Source organism: Alishewanella maricola (assembly GCF_016343785.1).
Classification (GTDB): domain Bacteria; phylum Pseudomonadota; class Gammaproteobacteria; order Enterobacterales; family Alteromonadaceae; genus Alishewanella; species Alishewanella maricola.
The window spans coordinates 15,616-39,227 of the sequence record NZ_JAEINI020000014.1 but is presented as its reverse complement, the minus strand read 5'-3'; the positions used below and the strand labels follow the sequence as shown (position 1 = coordinate 39,227).

The following is a 23,612-nucleotide window of genomic DNA, read 5'->3' as shown; positions in this document are numbered from 1 at the left end:
ATTCTACATAAACAAGCGACCCGTTTGTATGGAACAAACGGGAACAGCTCTGCTGGCCGAAGGCGAAATATAGGATATATTTCGTATAACGCAGTCGAAATGCCAGCCACACGCTGCCCGAAGGGTTCGTCTGGCGATGTTTTGCTCTTTGTGGCCTACATGGATGTAGGTCAGGGGCGAGAGCAGGACGCGGTAGCTTCACTCGTCGTTTATTTAGAATAACTAAACTACACTCCTCGTTTCGCGAGCAAAGCACCGCCAAACGAACAAAATCTAAACCGCAAACGTCAACAAGCCCTATGAGCGTTAATGCTTTTCCAGTAAACCCATGACTTGGTTATGGTCCGCTAGCTGTTGCCGGTTAGCGGGCTGCTGACATAGCATTAAATACAATAAATGACAGAGGTGCTGCTGCGCTTGTTGTGTAATTAACTGTTGCAGCTGCTCGTCGGTTTCACTGCCCAGCGTGAATAATTGCAAATCCGCTCCCGCGCTTTGCGCACTGGTTTGATAACGTGTTAACGAGATAATCTTAAGTTTGCGCTGTCTGGCAAACACTTCTAACCGCAAAATATCCGCATTTTGACCACTGTCTGAGATTAACAGTAGCACGCTATTAGGTGTGAGGGTGCGTGCCAGTTGTAAAATTAATGCCGGATCGCTGTGATACAAGCCCAGTTTGCCCAGTTCAAGTAAGCGGCATTGCATATCGGCGGCGACAACGGCAGAGTGGCCGCAACCCGCTAATAAAATGCAATCGGCTTTATCTAATAACCGAGCGGCTTGTTTCAAGGTTTTTTCGCTATTAATACTCAGCAGATTGCGAAAGCTTTGTGTCAGCCCTAACTGCAATTGTTCGGCGAGCTGCGCTACGCTACCGAGTGCCGTATTTACGTCTTGTTGTTCACGTTGTAGGGTCGATGCGGTCACTACGGCTTCGGTGATGGCCAGTTTTAAATCGGGATAGCCTTTGTACCCTAATTTTTGACAAAACTTCACCACGCTAGACTGGCTAATGCCAACGGCGTCTGCCAATTGTTGAGATGAATAATCACGCATTAAATGCGAATTATCTAAAATAAAGTCAGCGAGTTTCCGCTCGCTAACGGACAACTGGTCCAACATTCCTTGAATTTTCAATAGACTTAGCATGGTTTTTGCCCTTAAACACCGGCAAAGACGCTGCCAGGGTGATAGCTAATGTAAATTTATATTGAATAAATTATTCCGCAATAGCAAGCACGCAGCTTCACTCTGCGCAAAAGGAATTTCCTACGAAAATCATCCACTTCGCTAGAGCGCTTATTTTAGCTCGATCTTATTCGATCTTTGCCGGTGTTTTTACCTTGACAGCAGCGGAAGCGGCACCCTAAACTGTCTCGTTGTGGGGATATGTGGGTAATTGTGGATCATTTTGGTAAATTTGTGGTGATAGTGGTAGCTGGCACCCCTTTTTGTCGTCTCTGATACTTTACTCGAGCAACGCAAACTCTTAAGGCGGGCAAACTAAGATGTTTCGTGGATCATTTACACTGACATTAGACGAAAAGGGCCGGTTAGCGCTTCCAGCGCGTTACCGTGAACGCCTTATGTCTGAATTTCAGGGCCAAATGATTTGCACCATCGATTTGCACGATCCCTGTTTGTTGCTATTTCCGCTAGCTGAGTGGGAAGAAATAGAAGAAAAACTGAAATCTCTCTCAAGCTTAAATCCTCAGGAACGCCGTTTACAGCGGTTATTACTGGGCAATGCCACCGACTGTGATATGGATAAAAGCAGCCGTATTTTGTTGCCAGCTTCATTGCGGCAACATGCTGGATTAACGAAAAACATCCGTTTGGTGGGCCAATTAAATAAATTTGAAATCTGGGATGAAGCAGCCTGGCAAGAGCGGCTTGCAGCGGATATTGAGCTGGAGCAAGCAGAAGCCGGTACTGTGGAGTTATCAGAACGATTACAGGATTTTGTACTGTAAATGACCACAAGTCCACATATCTCGGTACTGCTAGCGGAAACGTTAGCAGGCCTGGCAATCAAGGCTGATGGCATCTATTTAGATGGCACCTTCGGCCGTGGCGGTCACAGTAGAGAAATAATACAAGCGTTAGGGCCTAATGGCCGCTTATTCGCTATTGATCGCGATCCTTCCGCCATTGCTGCTGCAGCCCCACTGCTCGCTGATGCGCGTTTTCACATCACCCATAGCCCCTTCGCCGCCCTGGCAAATATCGCCGAACAACAAAACATTTTCGGCAAAATCGATGGCATTTTACTGGACCTTGGCGTGTCTTCCCCACAATTAGACGAAGCTGAACGAGGTTTTAGTTTTATGCGCGATGGTCCGCTGGATATGCGGATGGACCCTACAAATGGCTTATCTGCAGCTCAGTGGTTAGCCCATGCCGATGTCGAAGACATTACTTTTGTGCTGCGGGAATACGGTGAAGAGAAATCAGCGTGGCGTATTGCTAATGCCATCGTTGCCCACCGTGCTGAGCAACCCCTCACTCGCACCAGTGAGCTGGCTAATTTAATTAGCAATGTGGTGCCGAAAAGCCCGAAAGAGAAAAAGCACCCTGCAACCCGCAGTTTTCAGGCCATTCGTATTTACGTTAACAGTGAATTGGAGCAGGTGAATTTAGCGTTACAGGGCGCAATGGCGGCGTTAAAGCCTGGCGGCCGACTTTGTGTGATCAGCTTTCATTCGTTAGAAGATCGCCTAGTTAAACAATTTATGCGTCGCCATTCCAAACCTGAACCGGTGCCACGTGGCTTACCGTTAACGGATGCTCAGTTATACAAGGCGATCCCGCTGCGCTTAATTGGTAAAGCGATTATGCCCTCTGCCGCTGAGCTGGCTGCGAATCCGCGCTCACGAAGTGCGGTGTTGCGTATCGCGGAGAGGCAGGCGCTATGAAACAAGTCCAGCTGATCAAAATCATTGCCCAGGAACTGCAACAACGCAAGTTAGTTATCGCGTTGTTGTTGGCGTGTTTGCTGTCTGCCCTTGCGGTAGTGCAAATGTCGCATTTAAACCGGCAATTAACGATCCAGCAGGACTTAAATTATCAACAACGTGATCAGCTCGATACCGAATGGCGCAATTTGCTGTTAGAGCAACGCGCGTTAGCCGAACACAGCCGAGTAGAAGAGATTGCGCGGCAACAACTGAATATGCAACGCCCTACGGGCGATCGTGATATTACGGTGAAATTACAATGAAACGCCCGGTAAGAAAGGCCCAAGCAAAAACCAGAACGCAACCCGCCGTACTCTGCTGGCGTTTTGCTTTTGTGCTGGTCAGTATTAGCGCGGTGTTTGTAGCCCTGGTTGCGCGGGCCGCTTGGTTACAAGTGCTGGAGCCGGATATGCTGGTTACTCAAGGTGACTTGCGCAGTTTACGCGTGGAATCTGACAAAGTGATGCGCGGTATGATCCTCGATCGTCATGGCGAAGCATTAGCGGTCAGTGTTCCGGTAGAGGCCATTTGGGCAGATCCTAAAGAAGTACTGGAGCGCAACGCGCCAGGGGATGAGCGGCGTTGGCATGCGCTAGCAGAAATTCTGCAACTGAGCCCGCAGCAACTTCTTAGCCGCATCGGTGATAACCCGCAGCGGCGTTTTGTTTATTTACAGCGCCAAGTTAATCCGGCAGTGGTCGATTATGTGCGTAAGCTGCGCGTGCCCGGTATTCATTTTCGCCAAGAATCGCGTCGCTATTATCCTGCTGGTGAAGTCGCCGCGCAGTTAATCGGTTTTACCAATGTCGATGACGTTGGCGTAGAAGGTATTGAAAAACGTTTTAATGATTTACTCACCGGAACAGCGGGTCGCAAGGTTTATCGTAAAGACGCCAAAGGCCGTGAAATTGAAGTATTAGAGCGCGAGCAAGCGACCGAATCGGCCACCGTGGTGCTGAGCATCGATCAACGCATTCAAGCGGTAGCTTATCGTGAATTGAAAAAAGCGGTGTTATCCAATGGCGCTGCGTCTGGCTCTGCAGTGGTGGTTGACGTGCAAACCGGCGAAATTTTAGCCATGGTCAATAGCCCCTCATTTAACCCGAATAACCGCCGTAATACGCCTATCCATCGTTTTCGTAATAGGGCCATTACCGACACCTTTGAACCGGGTTCTACCATGAAGCCGTTAGCGGTCTTAAGCGCTTTAGAGTTTGGCTCGGCCAATTTAGATACGATAGTGGATGTTAGCCCTGGTTTTATGCGAATTGGTGGCAGTTGGGTGCGCGATCCCTCTAATTACAATCGCTTAGATCTCACCGGTATTATTCAAAAATCGAGCAACATGGGGGTAGCGCGCTTAGTTTTAGAAGTGCCGCATCAACATGTGATTGGTTTGTATCACAATATGGGGTTAGGCCAAGAGTCGGGCGCTTCCATTATTGGTGAAAGCACCGGTATTTTTAGTTTCCGCCAGCGTTGGTCTGACTTTGAACGCGCTACCTTTTCTTACGGCTATGGCTTATCGGTAACCGCTGTGCAACTGGCGCGTGCTTACGCCACCATGGCGAATGGCGGTATTAATCGGCCACTGAGTATCATTAAACAAACGGAACCAGAGCTGGGCGAACGGGTATTAAAAGAAGAGTTTGCGCTGGCTATGCTGGAAATGATGGAAGCCAATATCGGTCCTGGCGGCACGGCAACTCGTGCACAGGTGCCCGGTTATCGCGTAGGCGGTAAAACAGGTACGGCCCGTAAAGCGGTCGCCGGCGGTTATGGCGATGATTATATCGCTTCTTTTGCCGGTGTCGGCCCCATCAGTCAACCGCGGTTAGCCTGTGTGGTGGTGATTAACGAACCTGCCGGTGATTTTTACCATGGTGGCGAGATCGCTGCCCCAGTGTTTGCCAATATTATGGGAGCAGCGATGCAGCTGCTGAACTTGCCACCAGATGGACAGAGCCGCCCAAGGATCACCGCGGTTCGTGGAGGTCAAAATGCCGGTTAATAGTCAACGTTGGTTAGCGAATTACCTCAGTGAAGTGCCGTCTTTAGAGTTGCAGCACTTACGCATTGATAGCCGCGACGTGATGCCTGGCGATGTGTTTATTGCTTTACCCGGCACAACCACAGATGGCAGTTTATTTATTGATAAGGCCTTGGCTCAAGGCGCCGCCTTAGTACTGACGGAAAACGCCCATTCGAGTGATAGTCGGGTGTTGACCATACCACGGCTGAATATGGTGTTACCGAAATTGGCAGCTGACTTTTATGGCCAGCCACAACAGCAACTGACATTAATTGGCGTGACCGGCACCAATGGCAAATCGTCAGTAAGTAGCTTTATTGCCCAGCTTGCTGGCGAGCTTGGTGTCAAGAGCGCGGTAATTGGCACCCTAGGTTACGGCAACTGGCAACAGCTTACGCCCTTAAAAAACACCACGCCGCACTTTGTCGATATTCAACGCATTCTGGCGGAAATGGTCAGCAAAGGTGTGCGTTTAGTGGCAATGGAAGTGTCCTCGCATGCGTTAGTTCAAAAGCGCGTGGCCGGTTTGCATTTTGCGGCGGCAGTGTTTACCAATTTAAGTCGTGATCATTTAGATTACCACGGCAGTATGCCCGCTTATGCTGCGGCAAAAGCGCTTTTGTTCAAACCTGAGCAAAGCATGCTGGCCATTGTGAATTTATCGGATGAAACCGGTCGTCATTACGCCGAGCAAATGCAGATCCCTGTGCATGCTTATGGTGCCAGTATTGATTGTAAATCGGATGTGCAGGCATTGAGCTACCAACGTTTAAGCCCAAAAGCCCACGGTACTTATTGTCAGTTGAAGTATGCCGCTAAAAGCTACGAGTTAAATTTGCCGTTGCTGGGTGAATTTAATGTGCAAAACGCGCTGGCTGCCGTGAAGTGTTTACAGGCCTTGGGCCATTCCCTGTCTGACTTGATTGCGGTAGCCGCTTTATTGCAACCGGTGGCTGGGCGCATGGAACAATACAGCCTAAAAACCGGTGCGACGGTGGTAGTCGATTACGCTCACACACCTGATGCCTTGGATCAAACACTACGGGCCTTGCGTCAGCATTGTGATAATCATCTATGGGCGGTATTTGGCTGTGGTGGTGATCGTGACAAAGGTAAGCGGCCCATCATGGGGCAGCTGGCAGAACAATTAGCCGATCATATTATTCTCACGTCGGATAACCCACGTAGCGAAGATCCTTTACTGATTTTGCAAGATATTGCTGCGGGTATGCATCCGCAAAGCAACTATACCATCGAACCGGATCGCCGCGCCGCCATCAAGTTAGCCATTGCAGAAGCGCAACAGGGCGACATTATTTTGGTGGCGGGTAAAGGCCATGAAACAGAACAAATCATCGGTAACCAAGTACTGCATTACGATGAAAGAGCCTATGTTCAACAATTGGTGGCGGAGATGGCATCATGATCACGCTTAATTTATCAGAGATAGCTCAAATGCTGGGTACCACCTGGCAGGGTGCTGATGTGCAAATCGATTCAGTCAGTACGGATAGCCGAACATTAAGCGGTGCCGCGTTATTTATTGCTTTAAAAGGGGCGAACTTTGATGCCAATCACTTTTTAGCTGATGTCGTCAGTAAAGGTGCAGTGGCGTTAATTTGTAGTGAAGTACCGCCGGTGGATGTGCCTTATATTTTAGTCCCCGACGGGCGCATAGCCTTAGGCCAGTTTGCTGCCGCTTTAAAAGCACGCTTAGCGCCTAAAACCATCGCCGTGACGGGCAGTGCCGGTAAAACCACCGTAAAAGAAATGCTGGCGGCTATTTTAAGTGAGCAAGCCGAGGTGTTAGCAACCTCGGGTAATTTCAATAATGACATCGGTGTGCCGCTCACCTTATTACGCTTAACGGCAGCACATCGCTACGCGGTGATGGAGCTGGGCGCCAATCATCATGGCGAAATTGCGTATACCACGGCTTTGGTGAAACCCGATGTAGCGTTAATTACTAATGCTGCCGCTTCACATTTAGAAGGCTTTGGCGATATTGCCGGTGTTGCTCGCGCTAAAGCAGAAATTTATCAAGGTATTCCTGCGTCAGGTACGGCGGTCATCTCTTTAGATAGTGATTACAGTGATTTCTGGCTCACCCAGGTGGCACATTTACCCTGCCTGACCTTTAGCGTCGATAAGCCACAAGCCGATTTTTATGCTGCAGCAGTGCAATTAGACAGCCTCGGCTGTGCGCATTTTACGTTGCACACGCCAACAGAACAGCTGCCAATAAGTTTAACCGTGCCAGGGCGTCATAATGTTGCTAACGCCCTTGCCGCCGCGGCAGCTGCCATCGCTATTGGTATCAGTTCGCAGCAGGTACAGCAAGGTTTAGCAAAAATGCGTGCTGTGAAAGGGCGCACTAATCTGATCCAGGTTAGCTCAACGCTAAAAATTATCGATGACACCTACAACGCTAATGTCGAGTCGGTAAAAGCCGCCATTGACTTATTGGCCAGTTACAGTGGCTTTCGGGGGTTGATCCTCGGAGACATGGGTGAGCTTGGCACCAATGCGCGTTTATATCACGAAGAAATCGGTGAATATGCCAAAGCGGCTGGGATTAATCTGTTGTTCACTGTCGGTGTGTTATCACAGAGCGCCAGTGATGTGTTCAAACAGCAAGGAGCACATTTCAGCCAACGGCAAACGCTCATTACGCAATTGCTGCCCATTATTGCAGCCGAAACGGCAGTGACACTGCTGGTTAAAGGTTCGCGCAGTGCGAAGATGGAATTAGTAGTACAAGACTTGCTAGAACGTTGTCAGCAGGAGATCCCAGCATGTTAGTCTGGTTAGCAGAATATCTAACACAATATTACAGCGGTTTTAATGTCTTTAGTTATCTGACATTTCGCGCCATTTTAGGTGTGTTAACCTCTTTATTATTAAGCCTTTATTTAGGGCCTAAGCTGATTGCGGCGCTGCAGCGCATGCAAATTGGTCAAGTGGTTCGTAATGATGGCCCAGAGAGTCATTTCTCGAAAAAAGGCACGCCTACGATGGGCGGCATTTTGATCCTTGGTTCAGTGTTAATCTCTACGCTGCTGTGGGCTAATTTGGCCAACAAATACGTTTGGGTGGTGATATTTGTACTCGTCAGCTTTGGTGCTATCGGCTTTATCGATGATTATCGTAAGGTGATCCGAAAAGATCCCCGTGGTTTAATCGCGCGCTGGAAATACCTATGGCAATCCGTATTCGCCCTTATTACCGCCATTTTCTTGTATAGCACCGCAGAGCGGCCAGCTGAAACCGCACTGCTCGTGCCCTTTCTTAAAGATGTGATGCCGCAACTGGGTTTATTATTTATTGCTCTTAGTTACTTCGTCATTGTTGGCACCAGTAATGCCGTTAACCTAACTGACGGCTTAGATGGTTTAGCGATAGTGCCGACCATTATGGTAGCGGGCGCTTTTGCCATCATTGCTTATGCCAGTGGTAACGTAAACTTTGCCAGTTATTTAAATATTCCTTATTTACCCTATGCCGGTGAGTTAGTGGTGTTTTGTGCCGCGCTGATTGGTGCGGGTTTAGGTTTCTTGTGGTTTAACACTTATCCGGCTTTGGTTTTCATGGGCGATGTCGGCTCGTTGGCATTAGGTGCGGTGCTAGGTGTGATCGCCATTTTGGTGCGCCAAGAGATCGTGCTGTTTATCATGGGCGGAATTTTCGTAATGGAAACCCTGTCGGTGATCCTGCAGGTTGGCTCTTACAAACTGCGTAAACAACGCATTTTCCGTATGGCACCTATTCATCATCATTACGAATTAAAGGGCTGGCCAGAGCCGCGCGTTATTGTGCGTTTCTGGATCTTATCGATCATTTTTGTGCTGGTTGGCCTCGCCACCCTGAAACTGAGATAACAGCATGCAAAGTATCCTAACAGCAAAACGAATTGCAGTAGTGGGGCTCGGTCTTTCTGGCCTGGCGACCGTACGCTTTTTACTTGCACAAGGGATCAAGCCGGTATTGATGGATACCCGCAAACAACCCGCTGGCCTAGAGCAGATTCCGGTTGAGAAAGTAGACGGTATCTACTTAGGTGAGTTAGACGCCAATAGACTGGCGCAGATGGAACTGATTATCGTCAGCCCGGGTTTGTCGGTGAAGCATCCGGCCTTGCGTTTTGCTCGGTTACAAGGCGCTAAGATTATTGGTGATGTTGAGCTGTTTGCGCATTTCAACCACAAGCCGGTCTTGGCGATCACCGGCTCTAATGGCAAGTCGACTGTGACCATGTTGACTACGGCCATGTTGCAGCAAAGCGGTATTAAAGCAGTTGCGGCCGGCAATATCGGTTTACCGGTATTAGAAGCGATCAACCACAGTGATGCTGAAGTGTTTGTGTTGGAGTTATCCAGCTTTCAATTAGAAACTACCGATAGCTTAGCGGTCGTTGCCAGTGTGAATTTAAACATTAGCGCTGACCACTTGGATCGGTATAACACCATTGCCGAGTATGCGGCAGCCAAACAGCGTATTCATCGGCATAGCCAATTAGCTATTTACAATGCGGATGACCGCATGACGCAACCCGCTCAGTCGCAAGCTGGCTTGGCACTGAGTTTAAAACCAAACACCAGTGGTTATGGCATTGTGCAGCATCAGCAAGCGCCTTGGTTGCTAGTAGAGGGTGAGCCGTTATTGCCCGTCGCTGAGATGAGCCTGTTTGGCGAGCACAACCAATTTAATGCGCTAGCGGCTGCGGCTTTAGCCTTAGCGGCGGGGGCTTCTCGTGCAGCCTTAGCGGCCACTTTGCGTACTTTTAGCGGTTTAGCGCATCGTTGTGAGTTGGTGACCGAGCTTAATGGCGTGCGCTGGGTGAATGATTCAAAAGGCACCAACATTGGCGCAACCTTAGCGGCCTTAGCCGGTTTGCGGCCAGGGATCCGCGGTAAGCTTATTTTGATTGCCGGCGGTGATGCCAAAGGTGCCGACGTACAAGAGCTGCAAAGCGTGTTGCAACAAGACGTCGATCAGCTAATTACCTTAGGTCAAGACGGCCCGGCCATTGCAGCGTTAAAAGCCGATAGCGTGCAAGTTAAAACGTTACAACAGGCAGTGTCCGTGGCGGCTAGCATGGCCAAAGCCGGCGATATGGTGTTGTTGTCGCCAGCCTGCGCCAGTTTAGACATGTTTAAAAGCTACGTTGACCGCGGCGAACAGTTTGCCAGAGCAGTAAAGGAGCTGAAATGATTAAAGCCGCTTTACTGGGTGGTCGTTTTAATCCGTTACCTCGCTTTGATGCTTGGTGGCAGAGTAAAGATCAGGGTAATTACGACAGTATGTTTTTAACCGTACTGTTGTTAATCCTGACACTGGGGTTAGTGATGGTAACCAGTGCCTCTATTCCGGTGGCTGAACGTTTATTTGACAATCCGCTGCATTTCACGCTGCGCCATTTAGTGTATATGTTCATTGGTTTAGGCGCGACCTTGGTCGTGATGCGTTTACCCATCAGCTTTTGGCATAACTACAATATGCAGCTGTTATTTGCCGCCTTAGCGTTACTGGTGGCCGTGTTATTGTTTGGTAAAAATGTCAACGGTTCCACCCGTTGGTTAGCGTTAGGCCCCATCAACATTCAGGCGGCTGAACCGGCTAAATTGTATTTCTTTGTGTATTTAGCCAGTTATTTAGTACGGCGGCATGAAGAAGTACGTGAGAACTTAATGGGCTTTCTTAAGCCATTAATCATGCTATTTATTTTTGCAGTGCTGCTGTTAATGCAGCCTGACTTAGGCACCGTGATTGTGATGTTCGCCACTGCCGTGGTGCTATTGTTTTTAGCCGGTGCGCGCTTGTGGCAATTTATCGCGTTAATTCTTACCGGTATCGCCGCAGTGGGCGTGCTGATTTTTTACAGTGAATACCGCTGGCGTCGGGTCACGGCCTTCCTTGACCCTTGGGCAGATCCCTTTGGCAGTGGTTATCAGTTAACCCAGTCGTTAATGGCTTTTGGTCGCGGTGGCTGGTTTGGCCAAGGTTTGGGTAACAGTATTCAAAAATTAGAATATCTGCCCGAGGCGCACACCGACTTTATTATTGCTGTTATTGGCGAAGAAACCGGTTTTCTGGGGGTGGCAGCGTTACTAAGTTTGTTGTTCTTGCTCGTGTTTCGTGCGCTGATGATGGGTAATCGTGCTTTACAAAAAGGCATGAGTTTCCACGGTTTCTTAGCCTATGCCTTAGCCATTTGGATTGGTTTTCAAACCGCCGTAAACGCCGGTATGGCCAGCGGTATGTTACCAACCAAGGGGATGACTTTACCTTTTGTCAGTTACGGTGGCAGTAGCTTAATCATCATGTTAATGGCTGCCGCTTTATTGCTGCGCATTGACTTTGAAGTACGGATGCAAGGCAAGCAGGCCGTTAGCGGGGGTAAGCATGACTAAACCGCTAGCGTTGATTATGGCCGGTGGCACGGGTGGCCACATTTTCCCAGCACAGGCAGTAGCTAAAGCGTTGCATGCTGAAGGCTGGGAGATTGCTTGGCTTGGCACCGCAGATCGGATGGAAGCGCGTTTAGTGCCGAGTTTTGGCTGGGCATTTCATGCCATCCAAGTGGCGGGTTTACGTGGTAAAGGCTGGCGCAGCATTGTGCATGCGCCGTTGATGGTGTGGCGGGCGATCCGACAGGCACGGCAAGTGGTCCAGCAGGTAAAACCGAGCTTAGTGATTGGCTTTGGTGGTTATGCGAGTGGCCCCGGTGGCGTGGCTGCTTGGTTAGCCGGTGTGCCTTTATTGATCCATGAACAAAATGCCGTTGCTGGTAGCACTAATAAATTACTGGCGCGTTTAGCCAAGCAGGTGTTAGTGGCGTTTCCGGCCGCGTTTGCCAACTCAGCTAAACAACAGGTGGTGGGCAATCCGGTGCGGGCAGAACTGATTGCTTGTCGCCAGCCGCGTACAAGTGAGCCGCCGCTCAATATTTTAGTGGTCGGCGGCAGTTTAGGCGCGAAAGCCTTAAACGAGCAGTTACCAGAGCAATTTAGCATGCTGGCCGCACAAGGTGAGATCGCGATTTGGCATCAAACGGGCGAAGCCATGCTGGCGCAAGTGCAAGCCGCTTACCAGCCATTACAAGCAAAGGGTGTGTCGGTGCAGGTCAGTGCCTTTATCGACAGTATGTTAGCGGCTTATCGTTGGGCTGATGTGGTGATTTGTCGTGCCGGTGCCTTGACTGTCAGCGAAGTGGCCGCCGTTGGCGTTGCCGCAATCTTTGTACCGCTGCCCAGCGCGATTGATGATCACCAAACCGCCAATGCCCGCAGTTTAACCAGTGCTGACGCGGGCTGGTTATTACCGCAGTCGGAACTCATCAAAACAGGCATAGTGCCATTATTGACGCCGTGTTTAACAGATAAAAGTGTGCTGCAGCAGTTTGCGCAAAATGCCAGGCTGCAGGCACGAGACAATGCGACTACCGCAGTAGTAGCAGTATGTCGGCAAGTAACAGGACAAGCAGTATGATTACCACGCCACAACAGAAAAAACTGGCGATGCGCCGGGTTGAACGCATTCACTTTGTAGGCATTGGCGGTGCCGGCATGGGCGGTATTGCCGAAGTATTAGTCAATGAAGGTTATAAGGTTTCCGGCTCGGATATCGCGCCGAACACCGTCACCGACAGATTGCGCAGCCTAGGTGCAGAATTATTTTTTGGCCACAGCGCTGAAAATATTCAAGGCGCCAGTGTTGTCGTTGTTTCTAGCGCCATTAAAAACGACAATGCTGAAGTGCAAGCCGCGCGCGAGTTACGCATTCCTGTGGTGCGCCGTGCCGAAATGCTCGGTGAATTAATGCGGTTTCGCCATGGTATTGCTATTGCGGGCACGCATGGCAAAACCACGACGACCAGCTTACTCGCCTCAATTTTTGCTGAAGCCGGTGCCGATCCCACTTTCGTAATTGGCGGCTTGTTAAATTCTGCCGGTTCCAATGCGCGCTTAGGGGCGGGGCGTTATTTAATTGCCGAAGCCGATGAAAGCGATGCCTCGTTTTTACATTTGCAACCGATGGCAACGGTGATCACCAATATTGAAGCGGATCACATGGACACCTATCAAGGTGACTTTGAAAAGCTAAAAGCCACCTATTTAGAGTTTTTACATAATCTGCCGTTTTATGGCATGGCGGTAATTTGTTTAGATGACCCCGTATTACGTGACTTGATCCCGCGCATAGGTCGCACGGTGCTGACCTATGGTTTTAGTGAAGATGCCGACTTTCAAATCAGCGATTTTCAGCAGTCTGGCACACGCACGCAGTTCAGTATTCGTGATGCTCAAGGTCAAACCCGGCAAGTGATCCTAAATTTGCCAGGCAAGCACAATGCGTTAAATGCCACCGCTGCTTTTGCTTTAGCGCAAGACGAAGGCATAGCGGAACCGGCGATTTTAGCGGCGTTAAGTAAATTTGAAGGCATTGGTCGGCGTTTTCAACAGTATGGTGAATTTGACACCGGTCGTGGCAAAGCTATCTTGCTCGACGATTACGGTCATCACCCAACCGAAGTTGCCGCTACCGTTGCGGCGGTGCGCAATGCTTGGCCAGAACGACGTTTGGTGATGTGTTATCAGCCACATCGTTATACCCGTACCCGTGATCTGTATGATGATTTTGCTCGGGTACTGTCTGAAGTTGACACCTTATTATTATTGGAAGTCTATGCTGCAGGCGAAGCGCCAATTGCCGGGGCCGATAGCCGTAGTTTAGCGCGTTCTATTCGAGCGCGAGGCCAGTTAGAACCCATCTATGTGGCGCAGCCAAGCGATTTAGCCGCTTGTTTAGCCGATGTGCTGCAAGACGGGGATGTGGTGTTAACGCAGGGCGCGGGCAATATCGGCACCTTAGTAAAACAACTGAGTGCTTTGGGATTAAATATCGAACAATTAAAAGCGACTAAGGGAGCTGCGGTATGAGCCAAAACGCAAAAGTAGCGGTGATGTTTGGCGGTTCTTCAGCTGAGCGTGAAGTGTCGTTACGTTCTGGCAAAGCGGTGTTAGCGTCATTATTAGATGCTGGCGTTAATGCCTTTGCATTTGACCCACAACAAGAAGATTTAAGCAGCCTCGACGCCGATAAAGTGTTTATTGTGTTACACGGGCGCGGCGGCGAAGACGGCGTGATGCAAGGCGCTTTAGAGCAGCGCGGCTTGCCTTATACCGGTAGCGGTGTGCTGGGTTCTGCCTTAGCGATGGATAAAATTCGCTGTAAATGGTTGTTTCAAGCCCAAGGATTACCAACAGCAGCTTTTGCTGTAGCCAGGCCAGGCACTGAAGATTACGCCGCGATGCTAGCGGAACTTGGTGGCAAAGTGATGGTTAAGCCTGCCAATGAAGGCTCAAGCATTGGCATGAGCGTGGCAGTCACGGCTGAAGAGTTAGCGCAAGCTATTGCAACAGCCCATCAATATGACGAAGAGGTCTTAGTCGAGCGCTGGATTGAAGGGCGTGAATTTACTATTGCTATCTTAAATGGTGCGGTATTGCCGATTGTTGAGATGCGCACCCCACGCTCCTTTTATGATTACGAAGCGAAGTATCAGGCCAATAGCACCGAATATTTATGCCCTGCGCCATTAACGGCAGAGCTGACACAAGCAATACAAAAAACCGCTTTAGCGGCTTTTCAAGCCGTGGGCGCGTCAGGTTGGGGCCGGGTTGATTTAATGCTGGACCAGCAAGGTCAATTTTATTTATTAGAAGTGAACACCGTACCGGGCATGACAGAAAAGTCGTTAGTGCCTATGGCAGCGAAAGCCGCCGGTTACAGTTTTCAACAGTTAGTGCTGGCGATTTTAACGCAAGCTGAGTCGGCGCGCCGCTAGTATGACGAACACTGCGACCGTCCCAGCTACACCTAGCCGAGCCGCTTTTATCGCGGGGCTGGTGTTTTTTGGCTGCTCGTTAGTGTTTTTAGGTTATTTAACGGTGAAGTTAGTGCAATGGGTACAAGATCAACAAAGTGTACCGATTTCACAAGTGAAGTTGTATGGCAATTTTCAACATTTGGATGCCAAAGCGTTACAGCAGCGCATTCAACAGGAATATGTCGGTAACTTTTTTAGAGTGAACGTGGATCAGGTGCAGCAGTTCCTGCAACAACAACATTGGGTTTATCAGGTCGCCGTGCGCAAACAATGGCCTGATACCTTGGTGGTGGTGGTGACAGAGCAGCAACCGGTCGCGGTGTGGAATTCAGAGCAGCTGATCAACAACAAAGGGGTGGTGTTTGATGCCCCACTCGAACAGCTGACCACTTCGCTACCCCTATTGCATGGGCCAGAAGGCTCAGCGCAGGATGCCCTGAACATGTTTACTAATATGCAGCAATTGCTGCAGTTACATGAGTTTAGTGTGCGGCAAATTTGGTTAACCGAGCGTTTTGCTTGGCGCCTAGAATTAGCCGATGGCTTACAGCTGCAACTGGGCAGGGAAGAATCATTAAAGCGGCTTCAGCGGTTTGTTGAGTTGTATCCCACCATGCAGCAACACAAGATAAACGCCGCCATGGTGGAAGTAGATTTACGTTATGACACGGGTATTGCCGTGCGCTATGGTGCAACAGAGACAAAGAGAAAAACATGACAAAGTCATTAGAGCGGGATTTGATTGTAGGCTTGGATATCGGTACTGCCCAGATTAAGGCGGTTGTGGGCGAAATTACCGCAGACAATCAGCTGAGCATCGTGGGTGTTGGCACCCACGTTTCGCGTGGCATGGATAAAGGCGGCGTTAACGACTTGAACTTGGTGGTGCAGGCAGTACAGCGCGCGATCAATGAAGCCGAGTTAATGGCGGATTGCCAAGTATCGTCAGTGTATTTAGGTATTACCGGTAAGCATATTCGTTGCCAAAACGAGAGTGGCATGGTGCCGATTAACGATACCGAAGTGACCAACGAAGACGTGGCCAATGTGATCCATGCAGCGAAATCGGTACCCATTTCCGCCGAGCGTCGCATGTTGCATGTCTTACCTCAAGAGTTTTCAGTCGACATGCAAGAGGGCATTAAAAGCCCAGTAGGTATGTCAGGCGTTCGGATGGAAGCGCGGGCACACATTATTACTTGTGCAAACGATATGGCGAAGAATATTGAGAAGTGTGTCGAGCGTTGTGGCTTACATGTTGATCAGCTTATTTTCTCGTCGCTGGCATCAAGTTATGCCGTGTTAACCGACGACGAAAAAGAGTTAGGGGTCTGCGTGGTGGATATCGGCGGTGGCACTATCGATATTTCGATCTTCACCAATGGCGCCTTACGCCACACGGCAGTCATCCCGGTAGCGGGCAATCAGGTAACCAGTGATATCGCGAAAATTTTCCGTACACCAATTAGTCATGCGGAAGAGATCAAAGTGCAGTATGCTTGCGCGCTGCGCAGCATGGTGGGTAAAGAAGAAAGCATCGAAGTACCCAGTGTGGGGGGGCGAGCTGCGCGATCTATGTCGCGTCATACCTTAGCGGAAGTGGTCGAACCGCGTTACCAAGAATTATTTGAACTGGTGCAAGAAGAAATTCGCTCCAGTGGTTTAGAAGAGCAAATTGCTGCCGGTTTAGTGTTAACCGGAGGCACCTCCAAAATGGAAGGTGCGGTCGAATTTGCCGAAGATATTTTCCAGATGCCGGTGCGGATCGGTTATCCGATGCACATCACTGGTTTAAAAGAATATGTTAATGACCCGGCCTACGCCAGCGTCATTGGCTTGTTACTCTATGGCAAGGACGTGCGCAGCCAAAACAAGGCAGCCAGTCAAAGCCGTGATTCAGTCAGCAGCTTTTTTAAAAAAATTAGCAGCTGGTTCAATGGTCAGTTTTAAGTAAGCGTAAAAACGGAGAGAGAGCTATGTTTGAGTTAATGGAAAACCACAACCAAGAAGCGGTCATTAAAGTTATTGGTGTTGGTGGTGGCGGTGGTAACGCCGTGGAATATATGGTTGCTAGCAATATTGAAGGCGTAGAGTTTGTGGCGGCGAATACCGATGCCCAAGCACTACGTAATTCCTCTGCCAACGTCACCTTACAACTGGGTGCCAGTGTAACCAAAGGTTTAGGTGCGGGTGCGAATCCAGAAATTGGTCGTCGTTCGGCAGAAGAAGATCGTGAAACTATCAAGAAAACCCTACAAGGCGCGGATATGATCTTTATCGCAGCCGGCATGGGCGGTGGTACGGGTACAGGTGCTGCACCTATCGTTGCGGAAGTGGCGCGTGAGTTGGGTATTCTGACTGTTGCGGTTGTGACGAAACCTTTCCCATTCGAAGGTAAAAAGCGTACGGCTTATGCTGATGAAGGTATTTTAGAGTTAAGCAAACATGTTGACTCGTTAATTACTATTCCTAACGATAAGTTATTAAAAGTATTAGGTAAAGGCACTAGCTTACTGGATGCCTTTAAAGCCGCTAATAACGTGTTACTGGGTGCCGTGCAGGGCATTGCTGAACTTATTACGCGTCCAGGTTTGATCAACGTTGACTTCGCCGACGTACGTACTGTGATGTCAGAAATGGGCACTGCCATGATGGGTACTGGCCGCGCCAGTGGTCCTGACCGTGCTGAAGAAGCCGCTGAACAAGCGATTTCTAGCCCACTGTTAGAAGATATCGATTTATCAGGTGCGAAGGGTATTTTGGTAAACATTACCGCCGGTTTAGATATCAGCATTGAAGAGTTTGAAATTGTCGGTAATGCCGTCAAAGCTTTCGCTTCTGAAAATGCAACCGTGGTAGTGGGTGCCGTGATTGACCCAGAAATGCATGACGAATTACGTGTTACTGTGGTGGCTACCGGTATCGGTGCGGATCGTCGCCCAGATATCAGCTTAGTGCCAACGCATCGCGCTGAACCTGTTACTACCAGTTATGTTCAACACGGTAATGCTGTGCGTCAACCGGCTCCTGCGGTTGCGGCACAACGTGAAGAGTTGCCACAAACTAAGCCACAGGCAGAAGCAAAAGGCGGCATCGATATTTTCGATATCCCAGCGTTTTTAAGAAAACAGGCTGATTAATCGCTGTCGCTTTGCGACAGTGTAAAGTGGACATAGTCAAGCAGATGAGATTCATCCGCTGTTAAGCTAATAATTGGCATACTATTAGTGATGTGCTATGCTGCGCGCCCGTTTATGATTGCTTACTAATTGAGCAGGAAAAACTTATGATTAAACAACGTACCATTCAACAGACTGTTAGCTCTGTCGGTGTGGGTTTACACAAAGGTGAAAAGGTTACGCTTACTCTCCGACCTGCACCTGACAATACCGGTATTGTATTCCGGCGTGTAGACTTGTCTCCGGTAGTCGATTTCAAAATCACCCCTTCGTTAGTGGGCGATACTGTAATGTGTACCTGTTTGATTAACGAACAGGGTGTGCGGTTATCTACCACTGAGCATTTAATGGCCGCGATTGCTGGCCTGGGCATTGATAACTTAGTTATTGATGTTGATTCAGCAGAAATCCCTATTATGGACGGCAGCGCCAACCCATTTGTCTATTTGTTATTAGAAGCGGGTATTGCCGAGCAGCGTTTAGCGAAGAAGTTTATTCGCATTAAACAAACGGTTCGGGTAGAAGACGGTGATAAATGGGCAGAATTTAAGCCCCACAATGGCTTTAAGTTAGATTTTGCCATTAACTTTAATCACCCGATCATTTCAGAAACCACGCAACACGTGGTGATGGAGTTTTCAGCCGCCAGCTTTATTAAAGAAATCAGCCGTGCGCGTACTTTCGGCTTCCTGCACGAAGTTGAATTTTTACGTGCTAACAATTTAGCGCTGGGTGGCAGCATGGATAACGCGGTGGTGCTCGATGAGTTCCGCGTGTTAAACCAAGATGGCCTGCGTTATGACGATGAGTTTATTAAGCACAAGATGTTAGATGCCATCGGCGATCTTTACATGGCTGGCCACAGTATTTTAGGTGAGTTCCGTTCGTATAAAACAGGTCATGGTTTAAATAACCAACTGTTATCAGCGGTATTGGCCAAGCAAGAAAACTGGGAATTTGTGACCTTCGAAGATAAAGCAGAAATGCCGATATCGTTCTTGGCACCACAACTTGCCTAGGGCTACTAAGCCCTAAGAAAGCCGCTAAACGCAATGCAAGTCAGTTAACATGACCTGTTTGCTCTAAATCAACCGTTGAAGGCCATGGATGGCCGGAAAGGAGCCTCAGGGATGATTCTTGGCGTGTTGATGTGAGCAAACCGCGTCATGGTAAATACTTAACTGATCGGCATTACCGCTTAGCGGCTTTTTTTTCGTCTGCAATTTAGTTATCTGACTTGATGGGTTGTAAGCGTTGCCTTTAGCGCGGTGTGTTATCGGGCATATTGCGCAACAGGCGTTGTAAGGCTTGTTGCACTGGCCCATCGGTTTGCGCAGCAGCCTGTTGTAACTGCAATCGGGTATCGTCACTTAATGTCGCACAATACGGTTTTACCGGCTGCTCTTGCACCTGTAATGGCTTTGTTTGGCCTACCGGCGACACGTCGATATCAATCCCTGCTAATTCAGGCAAGATTTTTTTGCGGAAATTGTCTAGAATGGCGACGCGTTGCATTTTTAGTCGCGTAGCCCAGGCTGCCGAACTACATAAAATAATCGCTCGCCCCTCTTTAATGGTTGCGACCTGACAAGAGGTGAGTTGTGTTAATTGCAGGATCTGACACAATTCTTCATTAAGTTTACCGATTAATTGAAACTGCTGTTGCACGCCAGCCAGAGTGCTATGACTAAAAAGTTTAGTTAAATCTTCTGGTTTATGGCTATAACGTTTCATTTGCAGCAGCCTGTTTGGAATAGTAAAACAACGCACAAAGTGTAACAGTTTTTAGGCTGCGGCAGTAGCAGTAGCCACTGCCCTTGAAAGCAGGATAAACCATCACCATATCCTGTTTACTTTGGCCCATGTCTGAGCATTAAGCCAGACCTCACACTGACGATAATACTGGCATGGCCAGGGCTGCATTGCAGCTTTAACTTAAAATGGTATCTGGATAATGTTTGGAAAATTTTTTGCCAAATTAATTGGTAGCCGTAATGACCGTTTCTTAAAAAAATTAAAAAAACAGGTACAGCAAATCAATGCGCTGGAAGCGGAATACGAAAAGCTGAGTGATGAACAATTAAAAACGAAAACCAGCGAATTTAAACAGCGCGTACAAGACGGCGCGACCTTAGACGACATTCTGCCTGAAGCCTTCGCCACCGTGCGCGAAGCCAGTAAGCGCGTGTTTGACATGCGTCACTTTGATGTGCAACTGGTCGGTGGTATGGTGCTGCATCAAGGTAAAATCTCGGAAATGCGTACCGGTGAAGGTAAAACCTTAACGGCCACTTTGCCTGCTTACCTAAATGCTCTGAGTGGCAAGTCGGTACATGTTATTACCGTTAACGATTACCTGGCAAAACGCGATGCGCAAACTAACGAGCCGCTGTTTACCTTCTTAGGCTTAACTGTGGGTGTTAACGTGCCCGGCATGGCACACCCAGAAAAGCAAAAAGCCTATGCCGCCGATATCACTTACGGCACCAATAATGAATTCGGTTTCGACTATCTACGTGACAACATGGCGTTCTCGCCACAAGAACGTGTACAGCGCGATCTGGCCTTTGCCATTATCGATGAGGTGGATTCAATCCTGATCGATGAAGCGCGGACACCACTGATTATCTCCGGTCCCGCCGAAGACAGCTCTGAGCTGTATAAAAAGATTAACGTGCTAGTGCCCGAGTTAGTGCGCCAAGAAAAAGAAGACGAAGAAGATAAACACGGTGATGGCCACTTTACTGTGGATGAAAAAGCGCGTCAGGTGTACTTAACGGAAGCGGGTCAAATTCAAGTCGAAAACATGTTGCGAGAGCGCGGCATGATTGGCGAACATGACACCTTATTCTCTGCTGCAAATATTACGCTACTGCACCATGTGTATGCTGCTTTACGTGCGCACCAGTTGTTTAAACGCGATGTTGATTACGTTGTAAAAGATGGCGATATTGTTATTGTCGATGAGCACACGGGCCGGACAATGGAAGGCCGCCGTTGGTCTGAAGGCTTACACCAAGCGGTAGAAGCTAAAGAAGGCGTGCGCATTCAAAACGAAAACCAAACGCTGGCCTCTATTACTTTCCAAAATTATTTCCGCTTATATGACAAATTAGGCGGTATGACCGGTACTGCTGATACCGAAGCGTTTGAGTTCCAACAAATTTATGGTTTAGAAACCATAGTGGTACCGACCAACAAGCCGATGGTACGCCAAGATCTGGCCGATTTAGTGTATTTAACGGCTGAAGATAAATACAACGCCATTATCGAAGATGTGAAAACCGCTCGCGATACTGGCCGCCCTGTGTTGGTAGGTACGGCGTCAATTGAAAGCTCAGAATACTTATCAACGTTACTGAACAAAGCCAAAATTACCCACCAAGTATTAAACGCTAAGTTTCACGCTAACGAAGCACAAATTATTGCTGATGCCGGTCGTCCAGGCACGGTCACTATCGCCACAAACATGGCGGGTCGTGGTACCGATATCGTGTTAGGCGGCAGTTGGCAAAGTGAATTACAAGCCTTAGGTGCCGATGCGGATGCCGAAGTGGTTGCGGCAGCGAAAGCAGAATGGCAGAAACGCCATGATGCCGTGATTGCAGCCGGTGGTTTGCATATCATTGGTACTGAGCGTCACGAATCGCGTCGTATTGATAACCAGTTACGTGGTCGTGCCGGTCGTCAAGGTGACCCAGGCATTTCCCGTTTTTACTTATCGCTAGAAGATGCCTTGATGCGGATTTTCGCCTCAGATCGGATGGCGGCAATGATGCGCCGTATTGGTATGGCGCCAGGTGAAGCTATCGAGCACCCTTGGGTCAGTCGTGCCATTGAAAACGCACAACGTAAAGTGGAAGCGCGTAACTTTGATATTCGTAAGCAGTTACTGGAGTTTGATGACGTAGCTAATGACCAACGTAAAGTGGTGTATGAGCAACGTAATGACTTGTTAGATGCCGACGATATTAGCGAAACCATTCATGCCATTCGTGATGACGTTGTTAACAGCATGATTAATGACTATATCCCGCCACAGTCTATGGACGAAATGTGGGATATCCCTGGTTTAGAGCAGCGTCTGCAAGCCGACTTTGGCGTGGCATTGCCGATTAGCCAATGGTTAGCGGATGACAAAAAGCTGTTTGAAGAGAAGCTACGTGAGCGTATTCAAGCAGAAGTGAGCGCGTCTTACAATTCAAAAGAACAGATGGTTGGCCCACAAGTGCTACGTCAGTTTGAAAAAGCCATTATGTTACAAAGTTTAGATACACACTGGAAAGAGCATTTGGCGGCGATGGATCACTTGCGTCAAGCGATCAACCTACGTGGTTATGCGCAGAAGAATCCGAAGCAAGAATATAAGCGCGAATCTTTTGAGTTATTCACCAACATGTTGGAAGCACTGAAACTGGATGTGATTGGTATTCTTAGTCGCGTGCAAGTGAAAGCGGCAGAAGATGTTGAAGCAGTTGAAGAGCAACGCCGTCAAGCTGACAACGTACCGCACAACTATCAACATGCGGATGCCGAGTCGTTAGCAAGTGATTTACCAGAAGGTATGCAAAACGCTGCCCCAGTGATACGTGACGGCGCTAAAGTAGGTCGTAATGACGCCTGTCCTTGTGGTTCAGGTAAAAAATACAAGCACTGTCATGGCCAACTTAGCTAAGTCGGTGTTGCATGTGGCTGTTGGCGTGATTGTACGCCAACAGCAGGTGTTGCTTGCCTTGCGCAAAGCATCACAGCATCAAGGGGGTAAATGGGAGTTTCCAGGCGGAAAGCTGGAACAAGGTGAGTTAACAGAGCACGCCTTGGTTCGCGAATTAGCCGAAGAAATTGGTATTACAGTGCAGGCCAGTTCCCCTTTGCTGCAATTGCGTTATCAATATCCAGAGCGTGAAGTGTTTTTGGATATTCGTTTAGTTACTGAGTTTAGTGGTGAGCCGCAAGGCTTAGAAGGGCAAGCAGTAAAGTGGTTTGCTATCAGTGAGCTTGATACTATTGCACTGCCCGATGCCAATCAGCCAATTGTTGAACATCTGCAACAACACTTTCTCTAATATCTCAAAACTCAAAACTCAAAACTCAAAACTCAAAACTCAAAACTCAAAACTCAAAACTCAACACTCAACACTCAACACTCAACACTCAACACTCAACACTCAACACTCAACACTCAAAACTCAAAACTCAACACGCACAGCTAAGCTACTGCTTCACTGTGCACTGAGTTAAGCGCATTTTCATTAATCTGTATTTTTAAAAAACTGATTATCCTGCGCCATCATCTCTTGTTCTAATTCTGCTAAATACGCTTCTGATAACGCTGCATCAATCGGCATTTTATCGGGAATACGATGATTTTCTGCGGCCCAATCACCTAAGTCGATTAACTTACAGCGTTCGCTACAAAAAGGGCGAAATACCGATTCAGGTTGCCAAATAACCGGCGTTTTACAGGTAGGACATTGAATTGTAGTGGTCATGCAGGGCTCCTCTAACGGCGGCTGCTGCGAGATCTGTAGCAGCAACAATAAACACACGTG

Annotated in this window: 21 protein-coding genes; 18 read left to right on the top strand and 3 right to left on the bottom strand. The window is 48.6% G+C overall.

Features of this window, described 5'->3' with window-relative positions; translation table 11 throughout:
* Positions 1–306: 306 nt before the first annotated feature.
* Positions 307–1,152, bottom strand: coding sequence for a MurR/RpiR family transcriptional regulator (locus JAO78_RS14920; protein ID WP_226752165.1), 846 nt, complete (start codon positions 1,150–1,152; stop codon positions 307–309).
* Between the two features lie 359 nt (positions 1,153–1,511).
* On the opposite strand from JAO78_RS14920, the gene mraZ reads away from it, so the two are divergent.
* The 16 genes from mraZ (at position 1,512) to lpxC (ending at position 19,079) form a co-directional block, all read left to right on the top strand.
* Positions 1,512–1,976: a division/cell wall cluster transcriptional repressor MraZ gene (gene mraZ / locus JAO78_RS14915; protein ID WP_226752164.1), complete on the top strand. Its 465-nt coding sequence runs from the start codon at positions 1,512–1,514 to the stop codon at positions 1,974–1,976.
* Positions 1,977–2,918: a 16S rRNA (cytosine(1402)-N(4))-methyltransferase RsmH gene (gene rsmH, locus JAO78_RS14910; RefSeq protein ID WP_226752163.1), complete on the top strand. Its 942-nt coding sequence runs from the start codon at positions 1,977–1,979 to the stop codon at positions 2,916–2,918.
* Positions 2,915–3,223, top strand: coding sequence for a cell division protein FtsL (gene ftsL / locus JAO78_RS14905; protein ID WP_226752162.1), 309 nt, complete (start codon positions 2,915–2,917; stop codon positions 3,221–3,223). Before rsmH ends, ftsL begins: the two co-directional genes overlap by 4 nt.
* Positions 3,220–4,971, top strand: coding sequence for a penicillin-binding transpeptidase domain-containing protein (locus JAO78_RS14900; protein ID WP_226752161.1), 1,752 nt, complete (start codon positions 3,220–3,222; stop codon positions 4,969–4,971). The genes ftsL and JAO78_RS14900 overlap by 4 nt, the downstream gene beginning before the upstream one ends.
* Positions 4,961–6,418: a UDP-N-acetylmuramoyl-L-alanyl-D-glutamate--2,6-diaminopimelate ligase gene (locus tag JAO78_RS14895; protein ID WP_226752160.1), complete on the top strand. Its 1,458-nt coding sequence runs from the start codon at positions 4,961–4,963 to the stop codon at positions 6,416–6,418. Before JAO78_RS14900 ends, JAO78_RS14895 begins: the two co-directional genes overlap by 11 nt.
* Positions 6,415–7,794: a UDP-N-acetylmuramoyl-tripeptide--D-alanyl-D-alanine ligase gene (locus JAO78_RS14890; RefSeq protein WP_226752159.1), complete on the top strand. Its 1,380-nt coding sequence runs from the start codon at positions 6,415–6,417 to the stop codon at positions 7,792–7,794. The genes JAO78_RS14895 and JAO78_RS14890 overlap by 4 nt, the downstream gene beginning before the upstream one ends.
* Positions 7,788–8,870: a phospho-N-acetylmuramoyl-pentapeptide-transferase gene (gene mraY, locus JAO78_RS14885; protein WP_226752158.1), complete on the top strand. Its 1,083-nt coding sequence runs from the start codon at positions 7,788–7,790 to the stop codon at positions 8,868–8,870. Before JAO78_RS14890 ends, mraY begins: the two co-directional genes overlap by 7 nt.
* Positions 8,871–8,874: 4 nt before the next feature.
* Entirely contained in the window at positions 8,875–10,203 is a 1,329-nt protein-coding gene (gene murD, locus JAO78_RS14880) for a UDP-N-acetylmuramoyl-L-alanine--D-glutamate ligase (protein ID WP_226752157.1), read from the top strand.
* Positions 10,200–11,402 carry a cell division protein FtsW gene (gene ftsW / locus JAO78_RS14875; protein ID WP_236128900.1) on the top strand — a complete coding sequence of 401 codons (1,203 nt, stop codon included), beginning with the start codon at positions 10,200–10,202 and terminating at the stop codon, positions 11,400–11,402. The genes murD and ftsW overlap by 4 nt, the downstream gene beginning before the upstream one ends.
* Entirely contained in the window at positions 11,395–12,480 is a 1,086-nt protein-coding gene (murG, locus tag JAO78_RS14870) for an undecaprenyldiphospho-muramoylpentapeptide beta-N-acetylglucosaminyltransferase (protein ID WP_226752156.1), read from the top strand. Before ftsW ends, murG begins: the two co-directional genes overlap by 8 nt.
* The gene (gene murC, locus JAO78_RS14865) at positions 12,477–13,931 is read left to right on the top strand and encodes a UDP-N-acetylmuramate--L-alanine ligase (protein WP_226752155.1); all 1,455 of its coding nucleotides are present in this window, start codon (positions 12,477–12,479) and stop codon (positions 13,929–13,931) included. The genes murG and murC overlap by 4 nt, the downstream gene beginning before the upstream one ends.
* Positions 13,928–14,839: a D-alanine--D-alanine ligase gene (locus JAO78_RS14860; RefSeq protein ID WP_226752154.1), complete on the top strand. Its 912-nt coding sequence runs from the start codon at positions 13,928–13,930 to the stop codon at positions 14,837–14,839. The genes murC and JAO78_RS14860 overlap by 4 nt, the downstream gene beginning before the upstream one ends.
* Position 14,840: 1 nt before the next feature.
* Positions 14,841–15,599 (top strand): cell division protein FtsQ/DivIB, encoded by a 759-nt coding sequence (locus JAO78_RS14855; RefSeq protein ID WP_226752153.1) that lies wholly within the window; start codon positions 14,841–14,843, stop codon positions 15,597–15,599.
* Positions 15,596–16,831 (top strand): cell division protein FtsA, encoded by a 1,236-nt coding sequence (gene ftsA, locus JAO78_RS14850; protein WP_226752152.1) that lies wholly within the window; start codon positions 15,596–15,598, stop codon positions 16,829–16,831. The genes JAO78_RS14855 and ftsA overlap by 4 nt, the downstream gene beginning before the upstream one ends.
* A 26-nt stretch (positions 16,832–16,857) precedes the next feature.
* Positions 16,858–18,021, top strand: coding sequence for a cell division protein FtsZ (gene ftsZ / locus JAO78_RS14845; RefSeq protein WP_226752151.1), 1,164 nt, complete (start codon positions 16,858–16,860; stop codon positions 18,019–18,021).
* A 146-nt stretch (positions 18,022–18,167) separates the two neighbouring features.
* On the top strand, positions 18,168–19,079 hold the full coding sequence (gene lpxC / locus JAO78_RS14840) for a UDP-3-O-acyl-N-acetylglucosamine deacetylase (protein WP_226752150.1): 912 nt from the start codon (positions 18,168–18,170) through the stop codon (positions 19,077–19,079).
* A 241-nt stretch (positions 19,080–19,320) separates the two neighbouring features.
* Here lpxC and JAO78_RS14835 read toward each other — a convergent pair whose 3' ends face one another.
* Positions 19,321–19,794, bottom strand: coding sequence for a DUF721 domain-containing protein (locus tag JAO78_RS14835; protein ID WP_226752149.1), 474 nt, complete (start codon positions 19,792–19,794; stop codon positions 19,321–19,323).
* A gap of 220 nt (positions 19,795–20,014) precedes the next feature.
* Here JAO78_RS14835 and secA point away from each other — a divergent pair, with 220 nt between their 5' ends.
* Positions 20,015–22,735 (top strand): preprotein translocase subunit SecA, encoded by a 2,721-nt coding sequence (gene secA, locus JAO78_RS14830; RefSeq protein WP_226752148.1) that lies wholly within the window; start codon positions 20,015–20,017, stop codon positions 22,733–22,735.
* Complete coding sequence (gene mutT, locus JAO78_RS14825; protein WP_226752147.1) at positions 22,719–23,126, top strand: 8-oxo-dGTP diphosphatase MutT; 408 nt, start codon at positions 22,719–22,721, stop codon at positions 23,124–23,126. Before secA ends, mutT begins: the two co-directional genes overlap by 17 nt.
* Before the next feature lie 186 nt (positions 23,127–23,312).
* Here mutT and yacG read toward each other — a convergent pair whose 3' ends face one another.
* Entirely contained in the window at positions 23,313–23,552 is a 240-nt protein-coding gene (yacG, locus tag JAO78_RS14820) for a DNA gyrase inhibitor YacG (RefSeq protein WP_226752146.1), read from the bottom strand.
* Positions 23,553–23,612 lie beyond the last annotated feature (60 nt).